This window comes from Streptomyces sp. NPDC107575, from assembly GCF_055657265.1.
Window position 1 is genome coordinate 627621 of sequence record NZ_JBVKBG010000002.1, and the last position, 20240, is coordinate 647860.

General features: G+C 73.4%; 19 protein-coding genes. 9 read left to right on the top strand and 10 right to left on the bottom strand.

Going from position 1 to position 20240, the window contains the following annotated elements; all coding sequences use genetic code 11:
* Window positions 1-12: 12 nt before the first annotated feature.
* A complete protein-coding gene (locus tag ACZ7L4_RS09525; RefSeq protein ID WP_472101156.1) occupies window positions 13-834 on the bottom strand; it encodes a class I SAM-dependent methyltransferase in 822 nt (273 codons plus the stop codon).
* A 122-nt stretch (window positions 835-956) separates the two neighbouring features.
* Window positions 957-2489: a phosphatase PAP2 family protein gene (locus ACZ7L4_RS09530; protein WP_472101157.1), complete on the bottom strand. Its 1533-nt coding sequence runs from the start codon at window positions 2487-2489 to the stop codon at window positions 957-959.
* A 93-nt stretch (window positions 2490-2582) separates the two neighbouring features.
* On the opposite strand from ACZ7L4_RS09530, the gene ACZ7L4_RS09535 reads away from it, so the two are divergent.
* Entirely contained in the window at window positions 2583-4205 is a 1623-nt protein-coding gene (locus ACZ7L4_RS09535) for an ABC-F family ATP-binding cassette domain-containing protein (RefSeq protein ID WP_472101158.1), read from the top strand.
* A 219-nt stretch (window positions 4206-4424) separates the two neighbouring features.
* Here the strand turns inward: ACZ7L4_RS09535 and ACZ7L4_RS09540 are convergent, their stop codons facing one another.
* The 4 genes from ACZ7L4_RS09540 to ACZ7L4_RS09555 all read right to left on the bottom strand — a co-directional run bounded on the left by ACZ7L4_RS09540 (window position 4425) and on the right by ACZ7L4_RS09555 (window position 7009).
* Window positions 4425-5522 (bottom strand): baeRF2 domain-containing protein, encoded by a 1098-nt coding sequence (locus tag ACZ7L4_RS09540; protein ID WP_472101159.1) that lies wholly within the window; start codon window positions 5520-5522, stop codon window positions 4425-4427.
* A 29-nt stretch (window positions 5523-5551) separates the two neighbouring features.
* The gene (locus tag ACZ7L4_RS09545; protein ID WP_472101160.1) at window positions 5552-6094 is read right to left on the bottom strand and encodes a type 1 glutamine amidotransferase domain-containing protein; all 543 of its coding nucleotides are present in this window, start codon (window positions 6092-6094) and stop codon (window positions 5552-5554) included.
* Between the two features lie 31 nt (window positions 6095-6125).
* The gene (locus tag ACZ7L4_RS09550; RefSeq protein ID WP_472101161.1) at window positions 6126-6560 is read right to left on the bottom strand and encodes a CBS domain-containing protein; all 435 of its coding nucleotides are present in this window, start codon (window positions 6558-6560) and stop codon (window positions 6126-6128) included.
* Window positions 6561-6628: 68 nt separating this feature from the next.
* On the bottom strand, window positions 6629-7009 hold the full coding sequence (locus ACZ7L4_RS09555) for a DUF2795 domain-containing protein (protein ID WP_472101162.1): 381 nt from the start codon (window positions 7007-7009) through the stop codon (window positions 6629-6631).
* Window positions 7010-7100: 91 nt separating this feature from the next.
* Here ACZ7L4_RS09555 and ACZ7L4_RS09560 point away from each other — a divergent pair, with 91 nt between their 5' ends.
* Both ACZ7L4_RS09560 and ACZ7L4_RS09565 read left to right on the top strand, forming a co-directional pair.
* On the top strand, window positions 7101-7277 hold the full coding sequence (locus ACZ7L4_RS09560; protein ID WP_472101163.1) for a hypothetical protein: 177 nt from the start codon (window positions 7101-7103) through the stop codon (window positions 7275-7277).
* A 213-nt stretch (window positions 7278-7490) separates the two neighbouring features.
* Window positions 7491-8309, top strand: a complete 819-nt coding sequence (locus tag ACZ7L4_RS09565) for an RNA polymerase sigma factor SigF (protein WP_472101164.1) — start codon at window positions 7491-7493, stop codon at window positions 8307-8309.
* Between the two features lie 22 nt (window positions 8310-8331).
* On the opposite strand, the gene ACZ7L4_RS09570 is transcribed toward ACZ7L4_RS09565, so the two are convergent.
* A complete protein-coding gene (locus ACZ7L4_RS09570) occupies window positions 8332-9453 on the bottom strand; it encodes a GAF domain-containing protein (RefSeq protein ID WP_472101165.1) in 1122 nt (373 codons plus the stop codon).
* A gap of 74 nt (window positions 9454-9527) precedes the next feature.
* On the opposite strand from ACZ7L4_RS09570, the gene ACZ7L4_RS09575 reads away from it, so the two are divergent.
* The 3 genes from ACZ7L4_RS09575 (at window position 9528) to ACZ7L4_RS09585 (ending at window position 12763) form a co-directional block, all read left to right on the top strand.
* Entirely contained in the window at window positions 9528-10292 is a 765-nt protein-coding gene (locus tag ACZ7L4_RS09575; RefSeq protein ID WP_472101166.1) for an ANTAR domain-containing response regulator, read from the top strand.
* Between the two features lie 120 nt (window positions 10293-10412).
* On the top strand, window positions 10413-11711 hold the full coding sequence (locus ACZ7L4_RS09580) for an aminotransferase class I/II-fold pyridoxal phosphate-dependent enzyme (RefSeq protein WP_472101167.1): 1299 nt from the start codon (window positions 10413-10415) through the stop codon (window positions 11709-11711).
* Window positions 11708-12763: an MBL fold metallo-hydrolase gene (locus ACZ7L4_RS09585; protein WP_472101168.1), complete on the top strand. Its 1056-nt coding sequence runs from the start codon at window positions 11708-11710 to the stop codon at window positions 12761-12763. Before ACZ7L4_RS09580 ends, ACZ7L4_RS09585 begins: the two co-directional genes overlap by 4 nt.
* Here ACZ7L4_RS09585 and ACZ7L4_RS09590 read toward each other — a convergent pair.
* Window positions 12743-13372 (bottom strand): DedA family protein, encoded by a 630-nt coding sequence (locus ACZ7L4_RS09590; RefSeq protein WP_472101169.1) that lies wholly within the window; start codon window positions 13370-13372, stop codon window positions 12743-12745. The genes ACZ7L4_RS09585 and ACZ7L4_RS09590 overlap by 21 nt on opposite strands.
* A 37-nt stretch (window positions 13373-13409) precedes the next feature.
* A complete protein-coding gene (locus tag ACZ7L4_RS09595; RefSeq protein WP_472101170.1) occupies window positions 13410-14183 on the bottom strand; it encodes an MBL fold metallo-hydrolase in 774 nt (257 codons plus the stop codon).
* An 89-nt stretch (window positions 14184-14272) separates the two neighbouring features.
* Between ACZ7L4_RS09595 and ACZ7L4_RS09600 the strand changes: the two genes are divergently transcribed.
* The 3 genes from ACZ7L4_RS09600 to ACZ7L4_RS09610 all read left to right on the top strand — a co-directional run bounded on the left by ACZ7L4_RS09600 (window position 14273) and on the right by ACZ7L4_RS09610 (window position 18552).
* Window positions 14273-14698 (top strand): hypothetical protein, encoded by a 426-nt coding sequence (locus tag ACZ7L4_RS09600; protein ID WP_450817504.1) that lies wholly within the window; start codon window positions 14273-14275, stop codon window positions 14696-14698.
* Between the two features lie 197 nt (window positions 14699-14895).
* Window positions 14896-17064, top strand: a complete 2169-nt coding sequence (locus ACZ7L4_RS09605; RefSeq protein ID WP_472101171.1) for an alkaline phosphatase family protein — start codon at window positions 14896-14898, stop codon at window positions 17062-17064.
* Between the two features lie 90 nt (window positions 17065-17154).
* Window positions 17155-18552: an amino acid permease gene (locus tag ACZ7L4_RS09610; RefSeq protein WP_472101172.1), complete on the top strand. Its 1398-nt coding sequence runs from the start codon at window positions 17155-17157 to the stop codon at window positions 18550-18552.
* Here the strand turns inward: ACZ7L4_RS09610 and ACZ7L4_RS09615 are convergent, their stop codons facing one another.
* Complete coding sequence (locus ACZ7L4_RS09615) at window positions 18553-20181, bottom strand: DUF6345 domain-containing protein (RefSeq protein ID WP_472101173.1); 1629 nt, start codon at window positions 20179-20181, stop codon at window positions 18553-18555.
* Window positions 20182-20240: the final 59 nt, after the last annotated feature.

Genomic DNA, 20240 nt, shown 5'->3' on the forward strand with positions numbered 1-20240 from the left:
ACCGCGGTGCGGTCAGCGGGGCTTGCGGCAGAGGATCTCCCCGTGCAGCACGCCGAACCACGCGTCCTCGTGCGTGCCCCACTCCCGCCAGGCGTCGGACACCGCCGTGAGCTGCTCGGTCGTCGCGTGCCCGCCGCCCGTCGCCCGCTCGGCGTACGAGGAGGCCAGCGTGCGGTCCGCCCACAGCCCGCTCCACCAGGCGATCTCCTCGGGCGTCGAGTAGCACCACGTGCCGGCGGAGCACGTCAGGTCCTCCTGCGCGAAACCGGCCTTCAGGGCCCATGACTTCAGGAAACGCCCGGCGTCCGGTTCGCCGCCGTTGGCACGGGTGACCCGCTCGTACAGATCCAGCCAGTCGTCCATCGCGGGCAGCCGCGGGAACCAGGAGAACGCCGCGTAGTCGGACTCCCGTACGGCGACGATCCCGCCCGGCTTCGTCACCCGGCGCATTTCGCGCAGCGCCTGCACCGGGTCGCCCACGTGCTGCAGCACCTGGTGGGCGTGCACGACGCAGAACGTCTCGTCCGGCCAGTCCAGCGCGTGCACGTCCGCCGTCGTGAAGTCGACGTTGGTCAGGCCCCGTTCGGCGGCCGTGGCGCGCGCCTGGTCCAGGATGCCCTCGGCGTGGTCGGCGCCGGTGACATGCCCGTCGGGAACCAGCTCGGCGAGGTCGGCGGTGATGGTGCCGGGGCCGCAGCCGATGTCCAGGATCTTCATGTGCGGCTTGAGCGAATCGAGCAGGTACGCCGCGGAGTTGGCGGCGGTGCGCCACGTGTGCGAGCGGAGCACGGACTCGTGGTGTCCGTGCGTGTATACGGCGGTCTCCTGCGGCATGGCTCGATCCCTTCGCGTACGTCGGACCGCCGGGGGACGCCTGCCCCCGACGGTCCGATCACCGTACGCCCGTCACCCGCATGGTGAGACACCCGTCTTGGATAGTGGACTTCGGTGTCGGGTCAGAGCAGCGAGTGCGGCCGGTACACGCGCAGCCCCTCGTGGTCCTTGTCCACCCGCAACTCCCCGCCGCACTCGGTGACTTCACCGTCGAAGGCGAGCGGGGTGCCGGGTGCCACGCCGTCCACCCGCAGTCGCGTCAGACGGGTCGCCGCGTGGAACGGCGAGCGGGACAGCGGCCCCGCGAGGGCCGCCGCGAGCAGCCGCACGCCGGGCAGCCGGCCGCCGTCCACCGTGCGCACGTCGAGCAGGCCGTCGGCCAGGTTCGCGCGCCGCCCCGCCGTCAGGCCCATCCGCCGGTACGTGCAGTTCCCGGCGAAGAGCAGCCACAACGGCCGCCGCCTGCCCTGCAGTTCGACGCTCAGGGGGTGGTCGCGGCGCAGCACGTACATCGCCGCCACGACGTCCGCGAGCCGCCCGCCGACCCGCCCCGACCAGCGCTCCCGCTCCCGCACCAGCTCCGGGTAGGCGCCCAGGCTGAGGGTGTTGAGGAAGATCCCGGAGTTGCCCTCGGACGAGAAGCGGCCCACGTCCACGGCGACCGCGTGACCGCCCTCGACGGCGCCCGCCAGATCGCCCGTGTCCTCGATGCCGAGGTCGTACGCGAAGTGGTTGAGGGTGCCGCCGGGCAGCACCGCGAGGGGCAGATCGTGCCGGAGCGCCACCCGCGCGGCCGTGTTCACGGAGCCGTCACCGCCGGAGATGCCGAGGGCGCGGGCGCGCGGCGCCGCCTTGTCCAGCTGCTGCTCCAGCTCGTCGCCCGCGCACTCGATGTACTCGGCGCGGGGCAGCGCGTCGCGCAGCGCCCGTACGCGCTCGGGGGTGCCCGCCCCCGTGTTCACGACCATCACCAGGCCCTCGCCGCCCGGCAGCGCCGGCACGTCGTCCACGAGGGGGCGGCCCGGCGACGGCATCTGGTCGCGGGTCGGCACCAGGCCGCGCACCGCGAAGGCCGCGCCCGCGCCGAGCGCGGCGCCCGCGAGGACGTCGGCGGGGAAGTGGGCCCCGGTGTAGATCCGGGAGGCCGCCACCGAGAACGCCACGGGGGCGACGAGCGCTCCGAGGCCCCGGGACTCCAGGGCCACGCCCGTCGCGAAGGCCGCGGCCGAGGCCGAGTGCCCGGACGGGAACGACGTCGTGAACGGCTGCCGCTTCAGGCGGCGCACCAGCGGCACCGGGTCGAGCGCGGGCCGTGCCCGGCGCACCGAGCGCTTCCCGAGGGTGTTGATGGTGGCCGAGGCGAGCGCGAGGGACGCCACTCCGCGCACGGCGGCCCGGCGGGCGCGCGGCGACCCGGTCGCGGCGAGCGCCCCGCCCACCGCGAACCACAGCACACCGTGGTTCGCGGACCGGCTCAGGCGCGGCAGGATCCGCTCGGCCCCGGGCCAGTGCGCGTTCGCGGCGAACTCGAAGACGCGCAGGTCGAGCGCGGCGAGCCGCTCGCGCACCGTAGGGGGCACCGGCGGCGGCGAGGCAGGGGCAGCCGGACGCGAGGCGATCGGCTTCAGCGATGTGAGCGACTTCAGGGGTGACATGGGTGACAGGTACCCCGGGCCGGGGCCCGCATCCGGCGCTCACCGGCCAATTCGTTTGCCCGTCACCCGCACGGGCGTCCAGAATGCGGGATCATGGGACATCTGGAAGCGGCACACCTCGAGTACTACCTCCCCGACGGGAGGGCGCTGCTCGGCGATGTGTCGTTCCGCGTCGGTGAGGGCGCGGTCGTCGCGCTCGTCGGGCCGAACGGGGCGGGCAAGACGACGCTGCTGCGGCTGATCTCCGGCGAGCTGAAGCCGCACGGCGGCTCGGTCACCGTCGGCGGCGGCCTCGGCGTGATGCGCCAGTTCGTGGGCTCCGTCCGCGACGAGACGACCGTCCGCGACCTCCTCGTATCGGTCTCCCCGCCGCGCATCCGCGAGGCGGCGAAGGCGGTCGACGAGGCCGAGCACCTGATCATGACGGTCGACGACGAGGCCGCGCAGATGACGTACGCGCAGGCCCTCGCCGACTGGGCAGAGGCGCAGGGGTACGAGGCGGAGACCCTCTGGGACATGTGCACGACGGCGGCGCTCGGCATGCCGTACGACAAGGCCCAGTTCCGCGAGGTGCGCACGCTCTCGGGCGGCGAGCAGAAGCGCCTGGTCCTCGAGGCCCTGCTCCGCGGCACGGACGAGGTCCTCCTTCTCGACGAACCGGACAACTACCTGGACGTCCCCGGCAAGCGCTGGCTGGAGGAGAAGCTCCGCGAGACCCGCAAGACGATCCTCTTCGTCTCCCACGACCGGGAGCTGCTCGCGCGCTCAGCGGAGAAGATCGTCAGCGTCGAGCCGAGTCCCGGCGGGGCCGACGCGTGGGTGCACGGCGGCGGCTTCGCCACGTACCACGAGGCGCGGCGCGAGCGTTTCGCGCGCTTCGAGGAGCTGCGCCGCCGCTGGGACGAGAAGCACGCGCAGCTGAAGAAGCTCGTGGTCAACCTGCGGCAGGCGGCCTCCGTCAGCCATGAGATGGCGTCCCGGTACGCCGCCGCGCAGACCCGCCTGCGCAAGTTCGAGGAGGCGGGGCCGCCGCCGGAGCCGCCGCGCGAGCAGGACATCACGATGCGCCTGAAGGGCGGCCGTACGGGCATCCGTGCGGTGACCTGCGAGAACCTGGAACTCACGGGCCTGATGAAGCCCTTCTCCCTTGAGGTCTTCTACGGGGAGCGGGTCGCGGTCCTCGGTTCGAACGGCTCCGGGAAGTCGCACTTCCTGCGGCTGCTCGCGGGCGACGAATCGGTCGCACACAGCGGCGCGTGGAAGCTCGGCGCGCGTGTCGTGCCCGGCCACTTCGCCCAGACCCACGCCCACCCCGAGCTCCAGGGCCGGCCGCTGCTCGACATCCTGTGGCGCGACCACGCGAAGGACAAGGGGGCGGCGATGTCGCTGCTCCGCCGCTACGAGCTGACCGCTCAGGCCGAGCAGAAGTTCGAGCGCCTCTCGGGTGGCCAGCAGGCCCGCTTCCAGATCCTGCTGCTCGAACTGGAGGGCGCGACCGCGCTGCTGCTCGACGAGCCGACGGACAACCTCGACCTGGAGTCGGCGGAGGCCCTTCAGGAGGGCCTGGAGGCCTTCGACGGCACGGTCCTCGCGGTCACCCACGACCGCTGGTTCGCCCGCTCCTTCGACCGCTACCTGGTCTTCGGCTCGGACGGCCGCGTTCGCGAGACGCCGGACCCGGTGTGGGACGAGCGCCGGGTGGACCGGGCGAGGTAATCGTTGCGGCCCCCGGCGTTACGGCCACGGGGCTCCGCCCCGGACCCCGCGCCTCAATCGCCGGCGGGGCTTGATAAACCAAGCCCCGCCGGCGATTGCCAGCTCGAACCCAGCGACAGGCGGAGCAAGCCGCGGGGGTCGGTATTTCAAGCCCCTGCGGCGATTGAGCAGCGGGGTCCGGGGCGGAGCCCCGTGGGCGCAACGCCGGGTGGGCGGGACCTATTCGGACCAGCGGAGAAGCGCGCCCAGGCCACCCGTCGGCCCCGCCGAGGGATCCGCGCCGGACACCGACAACGCACCCGCACCGCTCGCGGCAGCGCACCGCATGAGCGCGTCGTCCGCCCGCGCCGACACCACGTCACCGCCGCCCAGCGCCTCCGCGTCCGTCCGCCGCACACCCAGCTGGTCCGGACTGTCGCCCACCCACACCTCACGGTGCGCGTCGGGCCCGTCCGAGCGGATCAGGAGCTCCGCGATCCGGTGCTCGCGGGCCGCCTCCACCAGCGCAGGGACGCCCTCCGCCGCGGCCTCCCCCTGACCGCGCGCCTCGGCGAACAGCGCCAGATCGTGCGCGGCGCGCCGCGCCACCTGCTCGGCCCTGGCCTGTTCCAGCTCGCTGTCGAGGAGCCGGCTCTCCGCCCCGTGCCGGGCCCGGACGACGGATCCCTGCAGCTCGCCGGGGAGCCGGTCCCGTACGGCGACGCACTCCCGGTCGTCGCCGACCAGCACGACGAGGTCGGCCCGGGTCTCGGACCGGCAGCGCTCCAACGCCCCCGCGATCTCACCGGCGTTGTGCTCCCAGGTGTTCTCCACGCGGAGCTGGAAGTGCCGCTCCGACGGGTCCCCGGACGCCGTCCGGTGCACCGGCCACTGCTGCCCGGACACCTTGCCCGCCTCCGACTCCCCGCGCGCGGAGCGCAGTTCGAAGTCGGCGCCGGTCCGGTCGATGTACGCGACGAGGCACAGCGGGTCCTCGCCCGCGAGGTCGAGCAGCGGCGTGGTGTGCGGCAGCGCCGACCAGTGCGCCGACGTGCGCTGCGGCGGGGTGCTCAGCGGCGGGTCGAGGACGACCTCCCCTGCACACCCGAAGAAGGCCCGGCCGACGGGTTCCCGCGAGTGCCGCAGGTCCTCGACCGCGGACCGCATCGCGTGACACGTCGCCTCGTCGGCGCCGGCCGCGGCGAGCGCGCGCTGCACCCCGAGCGCCTCCAACGAGCGCTCGTCGGCGGTGGATTCGTTGTGCCGAGTCGTGTCGACGTACACGGAGGCCCAGGGGCCGGGCCGGGTGCACAGAGGGTTGAGGAATGCGAGGTCCATGTCTGCCTCCCGGAAGTCGTGGGTTCGCTTCAGGTGCCGCTGACCAGCTTGAGCAGCTCGGCGTCGAAGGCCTTGAGGTCGTCCGGGCGGCGGCTGGTGACCAGCACGTTCGGCCCGGCCGTGCACACCTTCACCTGTTCGTCGACCCAGGTGCCGCCCGCGTTGCGGATGTCGGTGGCGAGGCTGGGGAACGAGGTCAGCGTGCGGTCGCGCACCACGTCGGCCTCGACCAGGGTCCACGCCGCGTGGCAGATCGCCGCGACCGGCAGGCCCCGCGTGAAGAAGTCCTTCACGAAGGCCACCGCGTCGGGGTCCGTGCGCAGCATGTCGGGGTTGGCGACGCCGCCCGGCAGCACCAGCGCGTCGAAGCCGTCCGCCGACGAGGCGAGATCCGCCACCGTCCGGTCGACGGGGAACTTGTCCGCCTTGTCGAGGTGGTCGAAGGCCTGGATCTCCCCCTGCTTCGTCGATACGAGCACGGGTTCGCCGCCCGCGTCCCGTACCGCCTGCCAGGGGTCGGTCAGCTCCACCTGCTCGGCCCCCTCGGGCGCCACCAGGAACGCGATCCGCATCGTCGTCAACTCCCTTGCCAATAGCTGCTGTTCAGTGTCCTCGGGCCGGCCTGTCGGGGTCGGCTCCGCTGATGTCGGCGAGCGCGGACGCCGGGTCCCGGGTCAGCGCCAGATCGCCCAGGCTGACCATCCCGACGGCGTGCCCGTCCTCGACGACCGGCAGGCGGCGCACCGCGTACTCGCGCATCAGCGCCACCGCGGCGGACACCTCGTCGTCGGGGCCGACCGCCACCGGATGCGGAGTGCACACCGCCTCGGCGCTCACCGTGAGCGGATCGGCCCCGTCGGCGACGGCCCGCAGCGCGATGTCACGGTCCGTGAGCACGCCCACGACCTGGGTCTCGTCCGCCACCAGTACATCCCCGATGTCCTGGGCCCGCATCAGCTGGGCGGCCTCGACCAGCGAGGCGTCGGGGCGTACCGCGACCACGCCGGGTGTCATGACTTCTCTCACCACATCGGCCATCGCAATCCGGCCTTTCTGCATCTTCGGGTGCTCCGTGATTCCGGCCCATGTACCCGACCGGTCCGGAGCTAACCCCCGTCATTTGTCAGGGCCTTGGCCAGGTCCGAGGCCGTGTGGAACACGGTCCCCGCGGGCAGTTCCGCCACCAGCTCGACGAGCCGGTCGGGGGCGGTCCGCTCGCGCAGCGCGTCCGCGAGCGCCGGGGGCGCGGCAGGGAACGAGGTGCGGCCGAGGAGCCGGCCCAGTTCGAGCCGGACGGCGTCCGTGCGGCCCGGCCCGGAGCCCGGATCGACGGGTCCGCCCGCCACCTCCGGATCGTCCTCCGCGGCGGGCTCGGGATCGTTCCACTCCTCGACCCGCGTGGGGTGGCCGGACCTCAGCAGGCCCTCCAGTTCGTGCTTCATCTCGTCGTCGCGATGGGCGCTGAGCCGGTCGCTGCCTCGCTGCATGACTTCCTCCAGTGAGTCGGCGATGCACGACGCGTACCCGACCGCTTCGCGGTGACACCTGGTGGTTTGCCCCGGCCGGGCGGGGAGACCCGTGCACGGTCGTCTCCTCTCGGACGACCGGCTGGAAGGACAGGTCATGGAGCTGCTGACGGTCCTCATTCCCGCGGGCATGCTGGGTCTCGTGCTCGTCCTCGGACGGTACGAGGAGTGGCTGCTGCCCCGGCCGGAGGAGGCGGAACCGCGCGAACGTGCGCGCCAGGCTCACTGAGCGCACGCTGGAGGTGTCGCAGTGTTTGCGGCGATGCCTCAGGGGCAGGCGAAAGACAGTGCTTCGGACAGGAGGCACGTCCGTGGGAGGGATACGACCGCGTCGTATCCAGTGGATCCGCAGGATCGCCCCGGGTGTGTCCGACCAGTCTTGCGGGCGCGACTCCCACGGTGACCACCGAACCCAAGGCACCCTTCAGGGAGTTGCTGTCCAATGCGCACGCTTACCAGCGCACCCCAGAACCCGGTGAAGCCCAGTGGACGCCACCCGCACGACGACGCCCCCGACACCGCCGAGGCCTTCGCACAACTGTCCGACATGCCCGACGGCCCCGAGCGCGAGGAACTGCGCCAGGAGGTCGTCGAGGCCTGGCTGCCGATGGCCGACCGGCTCGCCGGCCGTTTCCGCAACCGCGGTGAGTCCTACGAGGACCTGCGGCAGGTGGCTGCACTCGGCCTGGTCAAGGCCGTCGACCGCTACGACCCGGAGCGCGGCAACGCCTTCGAGAGCTACGCCGTGCCCACCGTGACCGGTGAGATCAAGCGGCACTTCCGCGACCACATGTGGACCCTGCATGTGCCGCGCCGCGTCCAGGACCTGCGCAACAGGGTCCGGTTCGCACAGCAGGAACTCTCCGCCGGCATCTCGGGGCGCGCCCCGACGCTCGCGGAGATCGCCGAGCACGCCAACATGACCGAGGACGAGGCCCGTACCGGCCTCGAGGCGCTGGAGAGCTTCACGGCGCTGTCGCTCGACGCCGAGCTGCCCGGCAGCGAGGACGGCTACTCGCTGTCCGACGCGCTCGGCGACGCCGACCCCGCGCTCGACGTCGTCGTCGACCGCGAGGCCGTCAAGCCGCGCATAGCGGCCCTGCCGGAGCGCGAGCGGGAGATCCTGTACATGCGGTTCTTCGGCGACATGACACAGAGCCGGATCGCCGAACGGCTAGGGATCTCGCAGATGCACGTGTCCCGGCTGATCAGCCGCTGCTGCGACCGACTGCGCGACCAGGTGCTCTCGGACGCCGCGTAGGAACATGCGCCGGCGGACGGCCCTACTTCCGCATCGCCAACGCGATGTGCCGGGCCATCGTGTCGAGCGTCTTCGCCTCCGCCATCGAGAAGGCGAGGCGGCCCGCGGACCGGAACAGGGTGAGCACACCCTGGACCGGTTCGCCGGGCGCGGGGATCAGCGGGACGCACAGCAGCGAGGTGACATCGGCACGGACGAGCACCGGCGCCCCCGACGCGTCGTCGCCCAGGGCCCGCAGGTCCTCCGGGCGCACGAGCAGCGTCGGGGCGCCGCCGCGCGCCGCCTCGACGACGAGCGGGCTCGCGGCCGGATCCTGCGCGGCGATGTCCCGGACGGCCTCGTCGTCCGCGCCGAGCACCGCCGTGCGCTCCAGGTGCGCGGCCCCCTTGTCGGCCACCACCCAGTCGGCGAACCGACCCTGCAGGACCTGGGCGGCGCGCCGCAGGGTCTCGGCCGGGTCGCCCACGGGGCCGCCGAGCAGCTCCCGGGCCATCGCGTCGACCAGGTCGGTGAGCGCGGCGTGCCGGGTCGTCTCGGCGAGGTCGGGGACCGGTGCGGCGGGCCGCGCGGACGCGGGTCTGACCGTGGCGTCGTCCGCGGGCTGCAGGATCGCGAGGACGGTGGTGCGCCGCTCGCTGCCCGGACGCAGGCCCGTGAGGACCGTACGGACGGGGGCGTGCGGATTCTGCTGCAGATGCACGGTCAGGCCGCGGTCGCCCTCGCCGCGGGCCACCGCCGCGACCTGCGAGCGGAACGCCGCCCGGTCCGCGTGCGCCAGGAACCCGGTCATCGGGCGGCCCGTCGCATATCCGGCGCGTACGCCCGTGAAGGTCGTCGCCGCGAAGTTGAGGCGGCGCACCACCGCCTCGCGGTCCACGAGCGCCACCGGCAGCGGAAGCCGCTGGAAGACCGCGCGCAGCAGCTGGTGCTCGTGCTTGTCGGCCGCCGCGCTGAGGCTCGGGCCTGCCGGCTCGGCCTGCTGCGGCTGCGGCCACAACTTCCGCGCCACGTGGTCGAGTTCGAAGAGGGCCGCGTCGAGGACGGCGGGCAGTTCCGCCGTCGACACCGAGCGCGCCGCCTTCAGCTCCGCCACCCGGCGCACGAAGTCCGCCAGCTCTTCATCGAATTCCTCCACCTGCGCCATGGTGAGAACGTATCCCGTCCCGCGTTTTCGGGAGCCCGGTACGGGAAGCGAACCGACAAGGAGGCTTGAACCCGATGCGACAGTACGTGCCGGCCGAGCAGCGCGACGACGCGGCCCACGTCGGAAGGTATCCGGTCACGCTGGGCCAACACGCCCTGGGGGTCGCGGAGTCGGAGCTCCCCGCCCGGCGGCTCTCGGAGCTCGCCGAGGGGGCGCTGCGGTGCACCGCGGAGTGCTGCGGCGCCGTCGCCACCGCGAGCGACGGCACCGACGAGCGGCCGACCGCGGTCACCCACCCCGATCTCGCCGCGCTCGTCTCCGTGCAGGACCTCTGCGGCGACGGGCCCATACCGGCGGCCGAGGAGGGCGGTGACCCGGTCGACGCGAGCGATCTGCTCAACGACCGCCGCTGGCCCGACTACCGGGCGCTCGCCCTGGACTCCGGCGTGCGCTCCAGCGTCACCATCCCGTTCCGCAGCGGCGACCTCACGGTCACGCTCAGCCTGTACAGCTTCAGGCCCGGCTCCCTGGAGGCCGCGCCGCACGGCCCGATCCGTGCCCTCGGCGACCTGGCCGCCAGCTGTCTGGTGCGCGACCGCTCCTACCAGGCGGCGCTCACCGAGGTCGACCAGCTGGGCTCGGCGCTGCGCTCACGGCCGGTGGTCGACCAGGCCTGCGGCATCGTGATGCATGTGCTGGGGTGCGCCCCGGACGACGCGTTCACGGTGCTGCGACGGATCTCGCAGACGACGAACCGGAAACTGACCGATGTCGCCTCCGCCGTCGTCGAGCGGCGCGGACGCGGCCTGGAGCGCGAGTTCACCGCCCTGGCGGAGTGACCGTCCGGACCGTGCCGCGCGCGGACCCGCCGGTGAGGTGTGACGCTGGGGGCAGGCCCCGGCGGCCGGCCGCGGAACGGCGGCCGCCCCCGTACAGCGAACGGACGGCACGGAGGCAGCATGCGGCGATCGGAACCCACGGCCAGGACTGCGGGCGCCGGCGCCGCGCGGGCACGGGCCCCCGAGGGCCGCGGCCCCGTGCGGTACGGGCCGCCGCTGCCCGATCCTGGCCTGCCGGTGCTGCCCGAGCTGGCCGCCGTCGCCGCGGGCGCCGCGGGGCGCCCGGCCTCCGAGCCGCCCGGCGGGCCGCCCGCGCTGCTGGAGGCGGCCTGCGGCCACTGGCAGCGGCGCGGCCTCGACGCCGAACGCGAGCAGCTCGGCGCGGCGCCCGGCGCGGCCCCCCTGCTGCTGGCCCTCACCGCGGCCCTCGGCGGCGACGTCCTCGTGCCGCGCCCCTGTTCGGCCTGGTGGGTGCCGCAGGCCCGGCTCCTGGGCCGCGCCGTCTACCACGTGCCGACGCCCGCCGAATGCGGCGGCGTCCCCGACTCGACGGCCTTCCTGGAGACCGTGCGCCGGGTCAGGGCCGAGGGCGGCGACCCGCGCCTCCTCGTGCTGTCCGTGGCCGACGACCCGACGGCGACCGTGCCGCCGCCCGAGGTGCTGCACGAGGCCGTGGAGGCGGCCGCCGCCGAGGGGCTGCACGTGGTCAGCGACGAGACGTGGCGGGACACCGTGCACCCGGGCGCGGACCCGGTCCTGTTCAGCCCCGCCGAGATGTACCCGCGCGACGTCACCGTCCTGACCGACCTCACCGGCGCGTTCCTGCCGCCCTCACTGCCCGCGGCCTGCGCCCGGTTCCCCGCCACCGAACGCGGCGCCCGGCTGCGCGCCCGCGTCCTCGACTTCCTCACCGCCACGGGGGCGCTGCTCGCGGCGCCGGTCGCCGCCGCGGCCACGTACGTCCTGAACGAGCCGGAGGAGATCACCGAGCGCCGCGCGGCCGGCGCCGCGCTGCACGCACAGGTGGCCGTGGCACTGCACCGCGCCGTGCTCGGCAACGGCGGCCTCGCCAGACCGCCGCGGGTCGGCCGGCACCTCTACATGGACCTGGAGGAGCTGCGGCCCCGGCTTGCCGCGCTCGGCGTCAGCGACTCCCAGGACCTGGAGGACTTCCTCGGGGACCGGCTCGGCATGCCGGTCCCCGGCGGCCACCGTTTCGGCGACGAACAGGGCGCGCTGCGGGCGCGCCTTTCGACGGGACCGCTGCTCGGGTCAACCCCCGAGGAACGCAGGGCGTCCCTCACCTCACCGGAGCCCTTGGAATTGCCGCATGTCGCACGGCTGTTGACCATGGTGGAGTCGACGCTCCGCGCCATCGGCGGGGAACCGGCAGGCGAAGGATGGGAGACCGAGCGATGACGCAGGCGTCCGAAGCACCCTCGGCCGTACGGCGGACCGATGCCACCGCGCCCCCGCCGCCCCTCGTCGAGCCGCGGCCGCTCGGCGGGGGAGACACCGGAGTCCCGGACGTACCGCGCCGCTGGCCCAAAACGTTCGCCCACCGGCTGACCGCGCCGCTGCCGGGCCTGCGGGCCTTCGCCCGGTTCGCCCGCGAGGGCGCGCTGCGGCCGCCCGCCGAGAGCCTCGCCGACATCCCGGACCTGCCCTTCGCACCGGGACCGCTGCCGCGGGTCGACGCCCGCACGGCGGCCGTCACCTGGGTCGGCCACGCCAGCTGGATCGTCCGCATCGGCGGCCTCACGGTCCTCACCGACCCCGTCTGGTCCCGCAAGATCCTCGGCACCCCGGCCAGGGTCACCCCCGCGGGCGTCGCCTGGAGCGCGCTGCCCCGCGTCGACGCCGTCGTCATCAGCCACAACCACTACGACCACCTGGACTGGCCGACCGTCAAAAGACTCCCGCGCGACACCCCGGTCCTCGTCCCCGCGGGACTCGCCCGCTGGTTCACCCGGCGCGGCTTCACGCAGGTCACGGAGCTGGACTGGTGGGAGGCGGCGGAGCTGAACGGCGTCCGCTTCGACTTCGTGCCCGCCCACCACTGGTCCAAGCGCAGCCTCGTCGACACCTGCCGCACCCTGTGGGGCGGCTGGGTGCTCACCGACTCCGAGGGACAGCGGATCTACTTCGCGGGCGACACCGGCTACGGCCACTGGTTCGCACAGATCGGCCGCCGCTACCCGGGCATCGACCTGGCGCTGCTCCCCATCGGCGCGTACGAGCCGCGCTGGTGGCTCAAGGACGTGCACTGCGACCCGGAGGACGCGGTGCGGGCTGCGCAGGACGTGGGCGCCCGACGGATGGCGCCGATGCACTGGGCCACGTTCCTGCTCTCCGCGGAACCGGTCCTCGAACCGCTGCACCGGCTGCGCGCCGCCTGGGAGAGGGCGGGCCTGCCCCGCACGGCCCTGTGGGAGGTGCCGGTGGGCGGCTCACGCGTGCTGACCGCCTGACTCCCGCCCCCGCAGCTTGCGCCAAGCACTCGGCGCCGCGCTGATCAGCACCGTCAGCGCGATCGCCGCGACGACGCCCTGCCACGGCTCCGGGAAGAGGGAGCCGCCGAGGATGCCGATGACCTGGTACGTCGCCGCCCAGGCGAGGCACGCGGGGGCGTTGCCGCGGGCGAACTGCCGCAGCGGCATCTTCGCCATCAGGCAGGCCAGCATCACGGGGATCCGCCCGGCGGGCACCAGGCGGGACAGCACGAGCACCATCACCCCGTGGTCGTCGAGCTTGCCCTGCGCCTGCGCGAGCCGCTCCTCCGGAGCCCGCGAGCGGATCGCCTCCAGCCACTTCGACCCGTTCTTGGAGCCCATGCCGCGCCGCCCCAGCCAGTACAGGACGATGTCGCCGAGGAACGCGGCGAGCGCCGCCACCACGAAGACGAACAGCAGCGACAGCGGCGCGCTGTGGTGGAACGCGACGACCGCCGCGGAACTCACGAGCGCGCCGGTCGGAATGACCGGGACGAGCGCCCCGAAGAAGACGAGCAGGAACAACGAGGGGTAGCCGACGGCCTGTTGGGTCGTCTCGGGCGGCACCTGGGTCGCCGCGGAGAGCATCACAGGCGCACTCCCGACCGTGGGGCTCCGGGCCGTCTCATCCGGCCACCTCCGGTCGTACGCTCTCGCCCTGGTCGAGCCGGTGCACCGCCACACCGGGCGCCCGCAGCGCCGCCTGCCGGACGAACTCGTCGCCCGGCGCGTGGAACTCGTGCGGCCGCACCGCGTCCATGCCGATCGGCCAGTACGTCCCGTAGTGCACGGGCACCGCGCTGCGCGGCGCGATCCGGGCGAGCGCCTCGGCGGCCCGCCCGGCGTCGAGATGCCCGGACCCGAGATACGGCCCCCAGCCGCCCACCGGAAGGAGCGCCACATCGACCTCGCCCACGGCCTCCGCCATGCCGTCGAAGAGGCCGGTGTCGCCCGCGAAGTACGTACGGGCCTCGCCGCTCACGACGTAGCCGAGCGCGGGGGCCGTGTGCGGGCCGACGGGGAGCCTGCGCCCGTCGTGCTCGGCGCGGACCACCTCGATCGCGACCTGCCCCACCTCGACGCGCTCGCCCGCCTCCACCTCGATGATCTTCAACGTGCTGAGCTTGCGCAGCGCCGGGACCGCGCGCGGGGCGCCCTTCGGCACGAGCACCCGGGTGCCGGGCGCGAGCCGGCCGAGCGAGGGCACGTGCAGATGGTCGGCGTGCAGGTGGGAGACGAGGACGACGTCCGCCTCGGCCGCGTGCGGCGGCGGGGGCGCGCCGCGCCTGCGGCGCAGATGCGCGAGGCGCCGTGCGAAGAGCGGGTCCGTCAGAACACGCGTGCCCCTGTCCTCGACGGTGCAGGTGGCATGACCCCACCACGTGATCTCCACCGGCACGCGCTCCTCCTTGTGCTCCTTCGGGCGACTCCCTTGAGCCTACGTGCAGGAGTAGGGTCGACGCCGAAAGCTGTGGTGAGGGGGGACGCATGGGGGCATCCGACGGGAGCGGCGAAGCGGTGCGGGTCGCGGCGATCGCCAGCCTGATCCCGCTGGAGGAGCTGGACGCCGACCCCTTCCTGGTGGACTCGCGCAGCCAGCACGCCATGTGCGCGCGCTGGGCCGCGGAGCGCGGCTACGTGATCACCCGTGAGCTCCTGGTCCACTCCGTCCGGCCCGACCACGAGGTGCTGTGGGCGGACGTCGACGCGGGCCTCGTCGACGTGTTCGTCGCGCCCTGCGAGCGGGTCCTGCGGGCGGCGCTGCGCTCGGTCGACGCGTTCTCCGCGGAGTGCGCCCGCCGCGGCATCCGCCTGGAAACGGCGGGCCTGGCGGAGCCCTCGTACGACGCGCAGATGAAGGCCAGGGTCCACCGCCGCTTGTCGATGCCGACGGCCGGTTACGACGGCTGTTAGCGCGGCTCCCTGTTGCACCCACCCGGCGTTGCGCTCCCGGGGCTCAATCGCCGGCGGGGCTTGATACGGCTGGGCATTTCAAGCCCCTGCGGCGATTGAGCAGCGGGGTCCGGGGCGGAGCCCCGTGGCCGTAACGCCGGGTAGCGCCAAATGGTATGAAACCCTGACCACACGTGACCAAAGAAGGGAGCCGCAAAGTGGCCGGAGGCCGGTGGTGGAGGCGGGCCGGAAGCACCGCCTGGCGATCGGTGGCCGTCTGGGCGGCCTGCACGGTCACCATGATGGTCCTCGCCGGGCTCCTGCCCGACTTCAAGCTGACGTCCGACGACGGCGACAGCATGACCCGCGTCGCCGTCACCGCCGCCCTCGGCGCCGCCGCCTTCGCCCTGCTCTCGGCCCTCGTCTGGCCGCTCCTCGTCCGCGCCCTGCTGCTCGTCCCCGCGCTCGTCCTCGGCCTCGTCGTGTTCTTCCTCAACGGCGCCCTGCTGCTCATCGCGCTGCACCTGATCCCGGACGGCAGGGGAGAGGCGGGACCCGAGACCGCGGTCGTCGTGGCCGCGGTGATGTCGGCCGTGGCGTCGGCGGCCGGTGGTGCGCTGGCCGTCCGGGACGACGACGCGTACCGCAGGCGCCTGTACCGGCTCGCCGACCGCAGGCGCCGCAGGGGCTCCGACGAGGACGCCACCTGCCCGCCCACCTCCGGCACCGTGTTCATCCAGCTCGACGGCGTCGGCCACGAGGTGCTGCGCCGCGCCGCGCGCGACGACGTCATGCCGACCATCGGCGCGTGGCTGCGCGACGGCGGCCACCGCCTCACCCCGTGGCGCACCGACTGGTCGAGTCAGACCGGCGCCAGCCAGCTCGGCATCCTGCACGGCTCCAACTACGACGTCCCGGCCTTCCGCTGGTACGAGAAGGACACCGGCGAGACCCAGGTCTCCAACCGGCCCACCAGCGCCGCCGAGCTCCAGCGCCGCGCCGTCGCGCACACCGGTGACGGCGGACTGCTCACGGTCGACGGCGCCAGCCGCGGCAACCTGTTCAGCGGCGGCGCCGAACAGGTCGCGCTCGTGCTGTCCGTGGCCGCCCGGCGCGGCAAGGAGAACCGCTCGCGCGCCGGCTACTTCGCGTACTTCTCCGACCCCGCGAACGCCGTCCGCACCGCGCTGTCCTTCTTCGCCGAGGTCGGCCGCGAGATCGGCCAGTCCACGCGGTCCCGCATGTGCAAGCAGCGGCCGCGGATCGGGCGCGGCGGCCTGTACCCGTTCATCCGCGCCTTCGCGACCGTCGTCGAACGGGACGTCGTCGTCGCGGCCGTCATCGGCGACATGCTCGCGGGCCGCAGCGCCGTCTACGCCGACCTCGTCGCCTACGACGAGGTGGCGCACCACTCGGGCCCGTTCGGCCGCGACGCCGAGAAGGTGCTCGAACGCCTCGACCGCTCGCTCGCCCTCCTCGTCAAGGTCGCCGAGCACGCGCCGCGCCCGTACCGCATCGTCGTCCTCTCCGACCACGGGCAGAGCCCCGGCGAGACCTTCCGCGGCCGCTACGGGCTCACCCTCCAGGACCTCGTGCGCGCGGGCTGCGGGCTGCCGGTGCCGCGCAAGGCGGGCCGCACCCGCAGCGGCGCCGAGGCCCGCGCCGCCGTGCGGGCCGCGCTGCACCGCCCCGTCGAGGAGGCCGCGGGCAAGGGAAAGCGCAGCGAACCGGTCGTGCTGGCCTCCGGCAACCTCGGCCTCGTCTCGTTCCCCGACGTCCCGCACCGCATGACCCGCGAGGAGATCGACGCCCGCAATCCCGCCCTCCTCGCCACCCTCGCCAACCATCCCGGCATCGGCTTCCTCCTCGTACGCAGCGAGGAGTACGGCGCGGTCGTGCTCGGGGCCCGGGGCGCCGAGGTGCCGCTGGCCGAGCTGGCCGACGGCGAGGGGCCGCTCGCCGACTTCGGCCCCGGCGCCGCCGACGCCGTGCGCCGCACGGACTCCTTCCCGCACACCGCCGACATCATGGTCAACTCCATGTACGACCCGGTGGACGGCGAGGTCCTCGCGTTCGAGGAGCAGATCGGCTCGCACGGCGGCCTCGGCGGCGCCCAGAGCCGCCCCTTCCTGCTGTCGCCCGCCGAGCTGTCCGAACCGGTGCCGCAGGGCGCGGACCTGGTCGGCGCCGAGCAGGTGCACCAGGTGCTGCGCCGCTGGCTGACCGAGGGGAACGGGCCGCAGATCCCGATGCGGGTCACACCGCTGACCATGGACCCACCTGCGACGAAGCCCCTCGAACGGCCCGTGGAGAATTCCCTCCGGCGGGAGCCCGGCGGTGGATCATTTGCGGCCACGCCCCCCGAGCCGCAGGACAATTCCGCCTGATTTGGAGCGCGGTGGGAGGCCACCGGACCATGGGCCCCGCCATCCGGCGATCCCGCGGTGGCCCAGCACGATCGAGAGGCACTTCCCCCCATGCTCGACACCGGGACTGCCCCCGCTCCCGAGACGGCTCCGGCAGCGGACGAGGACCAGAACCAGAGCAGCAAGCACGCCCGCAGGTTCGGTCTCCCCATCGCGACGGCCCTCGTCATGGGCAACATCATCGGTGGCGGCATCTTCCTGCTGCCCGCCTCCGTGGCCCCGTACGGCACGATCTCGCTCGTCGCCTTCGGCGTCCTGACGGTCGGCGCCATCGCCCTCGCGCTCGTCTTCGGGCGGCTCGCGAAGCGGCACCCGCAGACCGGCGGCCCTTACGTCTACGCCCGTGAGGCCTTCGGCGACTTCGCCGGATTCCTGGCCGCCTGGAGCTACTGGATCACCTCGTGGGTGTCGAACGCGGCGCTCGCCGTCGCCGCCGTCGGCTACCTCAATGTGCTCCTGCCGATCCACGGGTCGACGTTCTGGACGATCGTCGCGGCGCTCGCCTGCCAGTGGCTGCCCGCGCTCGCGAACCTCGCCGGCACCCGCTACGTCGGCGCCGTCCAGCTCGTCTCCACCGTCCTGAAGTTCGCGCCCCTGGTGCTCGTCGCCATCGGTGGCCTGTTCTTCTTCGACGCCGACAACCTCGGCCCGTTCCAGGCCGACGGGGGCTCCCCGGTCGGCGCGGTCTCGGCGTCCGCCGCGATCCTGCTCTTCAGCTACCTGGGCGTCGAGTCCGCCTCCATGAGCGCGGGCGAGGTCCGCGACCCGGAGCGCAACGTCGGCCGCGCCACGGTCCTCGGCACCGCCCTCGCCGCCCTCGTGTACCTGCTGTGCACGGTCTCCGTCTTCGGCACCGTCGCCCACGACAAGCTGGTGGACTCCACCGCGCCGATGACCGACTCCGTCAACGTGATGTTCGGCGGCACCTGGGGCGGCACGGCCGTCGCCATCGCCGCGGTCGTCTCGATCCTCGGCGCGCTCAACGGCTGGACGCTGCTCTCCGCGCAGGCGCCGTACGCCCCCGCGAAGGACGGCCTGTTCCCGGCCGCGTTCGCCCGCAAGAAGCGCGGCGTCCCGACGTTCGGCGTGCTCGTCGGCGTCGCCCTCGCCTCGCTGCTGACCATCTACAACTACACCGCGGGCTCCGAGGGCGTCTTCGAGTCCCTCGTGCTCATCACGACGTTCACGGCGACGGTCCCGTACCTCCTCGCCACCGCCGCGCAGATCTACTTCCTGCTGTCGGGCCAGGGCCACCGGGTGAACAAGGGCCGCCTCGCGCGCGACATGACGCTCGCGCTCGTCGCGTTCGGCTTCTCGATGTGGCTGGTCGGCGGCGCCGGCTACGCGGCGGTCTACCAGGGCGTCGTCTTCCTGTTCGTGGGTGTCCTCGTCTACGCGTGGATGGCGGCCCGCAAGCAGCGGACCGCCACCTCCCGACCGGCCGAGTGACTACCTGGCGATCGGTGCGACCACCCAGCGCTGTGTCTTGAACATGCTGTCCCGCGAGCCGATCTCGATCAGCTTGCGGGCCGCGGGGTACGCCTCGTTGCCCTCGATCTCGTAACCGACCTCGAGGGAACCGGGTACGTCCCTGATCTCCAGCTGCGCCTCGATGTCGGCCGCCGACCGTTCACCGTCGGCGGCCATCGCGCTCAGATGGCCGATACGCCGCTGCTGCGCCTCGTCGAGCGCCTGGCGCGGGTCGCGCGAACCGGGCGAGGCGAGCGCCTGCTGGCCCTTGCCGGACGGCGGCGCGACCGCCGACGCCGGGGTGCGCGTGTCGCCCGTCGGCGTACGCGTCGACAGGGTCGCCTGGACGACCGTGCCGTCGTTGTCGAGCGCGACCCGGAACTCGCCGCGGCCCGGCGTGATCACCGGTACGCCGTCGAACGCCTGCCGGAACGTGACGTGCGTCTGCAGGGAGACCGGCTCACCGATCTGCGAGCCGTCCTTCTTGCCGCTGTTCTGCATCAGGTCGTGCACACCGTCCACGACCAGCTCGACGCCGTCCGCATGCTCCCGCACGAACCGCTGCGCGATCTCGACCGCCCGCTCGGTCGCCAGCTGCCGCGTGTTGCGGTGGTTGGCCTCGGCGAGCTTCACCCAGCGCACGGCCTGCGGCGCCGTCGAGATGAACCGGTCGCCCGAGCTCGCGCTCAGCACGCCCTGCCGCTCGACCTGCACCTCTTGCAGCGCCGCCGCCGGGAAGTGCGCCAGCTGCCCGAGCTTCGAGAGCTCCGCGCTCGGATCGCGCGGCGCCAGCTGCACGATCTGCGGAGTCGCCGGCGCCTGCGTCAGCGGATCGCGAAGCCCCTCGCGCGCGTAGTACCAGCGCCACGCGTACCAGCTGTCGGGCACGTGGTCCCGGTAGAAGTTGCGCTCGGAGTTCAGCCGGTTCTGCGCCTCCGCCTGGGTCGACCCGGTGGCGCACACCGACGGCGCCTGACCGTGGTAGATGTCCCAGCTCGCGTTCAGCCACGCGTCGCAGAACGTCTGGCCGGCCCGCCACTTCTCCCAGAACTTCTTGCCGTAGTCCGGACTGTCGATGCTGACCGTCTCGAACCCGAAGATCATCCGGGAGCCGAGGTTGGGCCCGGCCCAGGTGCGGACGGGGGAGTGCCCGTCGAGGACGCGCAGCGAGTTGCACGTCGACCAGAAGACGTAGTTGGCCTTCTCGTTGCCGAACGCCATCCGGTTGGAGATCGCGTCCGAGCGGCTGTCCCACTTGGCGCCGAGCGGCGCGAAGAACACCCCGTTGCCGTCCATGCCGCCGTGCCCCGAGTGGTACACGGCGCAGACGGCGTCCACCCCGTACCTGTCCTGCCAGTTGTCGTACGTCTCCTCGTACGCCCACACCTGTACGCCGCTGTCGGCGAACCAGAAGTTGCGGTCGTAGAACTGCTGGAGGTACGCGAGCCAGCCGGTCGCGTCCTCGTGCGTGTGGGAGAGCGGGTTCTGGTTGACGAACTTCTGGATGCTGAACGCACCCCACCAGCCGAACGTCGAGTCCCGGTCGGTCGCACCCGGCTTCCCGGTCTCCAGTGGTGACGGACCTCGGTCCGCGTAGATCATGCGCATGGTCTGACCCCCTGCGAATCCCCCTGAGCCCCCCTGGGCGGGGGCCTCAAAGTGTCACC

Coding starts and splice junctions, on each gene's coding strand:
- ACZ7L4_RS09610 (WP_472101172.1), top strand. CDS start 17,155: ATGCTCGACACCGGGACTGCCCCCGCTCCCGAGACGGCTCCGGCAGCG.
- ACZ7L4_RS09570 (WP_472101165.1), bottom strand. CDS start 9,453: ATGGCGCAGGTGGAGGAATTCGATGAAGAGCTGGCGGACTTCGTGCGC.
- ACZ7L4_RS09540 (WP_472101159.1), bottom strand. CDS start 5,522: ATGGACCTCGCATTCCTCAACCCTCTGTGCACCCGGCCCGGCCCCTGG.
- ACZ7L4_RS09535 (WP_472101158.1), top strand. CDS start 2,583: ATGGGACATCTGGAAGCGGCACACCTCGAGTACTACCTCCCCGACGGG.
- ACZ7L4_RS09590 (WP_472101169.1), bottom strand. CDS start 13,372: ATGCTCTCCGCGGCGACCCAGGTGCCGCCCGAGACGACCCAACAGGCC.
- ACZ7L4_RS09585 (WP_472101168.1), top strand. CDS start 11,708: ATGACGCAGGCGTCCGAAGCACCCTCGGCCGTACGGCGGACCGATGCC.
- ACZ7L4_RS09550 (WP_472101161.1), bottom strand. CDS start 6,560: ATGGCCGATGTGGTGAGAGAAGTCATGACACCCGGCGTGGTCGCGGTA.
- ACZ7L4_RS09565 (WP_472101164.1), top strand. CDS start 7,491: ATGCGCACGCTTACCAGCGCACCCCAGAACCCGGTGAAGCCCAGTGGA.
- ACZ7L4_RS09615 (WP_472101173.1), bottom strand. CDS start 20,181: ATGCGCATGATCTACGCGGACCGAGGTCCGTCACCACTGGAGACCGGG.
- ACZ7L4_RS09580 (WP_472101167.1), top strand. CDS start 10,413: ATGCGGCGATCGGAACCCACGGCCAGGACTGCGGGCGCCGGCGCCGCG.
- ACZ7L4_RS09600 (WP_450817504.1), top strand. CDS start 14,273: ATGGGGGCATCCGACGGGAGCGGCGAAGCGGTGCGGGTCGCGGCGATC.
- ACZ7L4_RS09530 (WP_472101157.1), bottom strand. CDS start 2,489: ATGTCACCCCTGAAGTCGCTCACATCGCTGAAGCCGATCGCCTCGCGT.
- ACZ7L4_RS09555 (WP_472101162.1), bottom strand. CDS start 7,009: ATGCAGCGAGGCAGCGACCGGCTCAGCGCCCATCGCGACGACGAGATG.
- ACZ7L4_RS09525 (WP_472101156.1), bottom strand. CDS start 834: ATGCCGCAGGAGACCGCCGTATACACGCACGGACACCACGAGTCCGTG.
- ACZ7L4_RS09575 (WP_472101166.1), top strand. CDS start 9,528: ATGCGACAGTACGTGCCGGCCGAGCAGCGCGACGACGCGGCCCACGTC.
- ACZ7L4_RS09545 (WP_472101160.1), bottom strand. CDS start 6,094: ATGCGGATCGCGTTCCTGGTGGCGCCCGAGGGGGCCGAGCAGGTGGAG.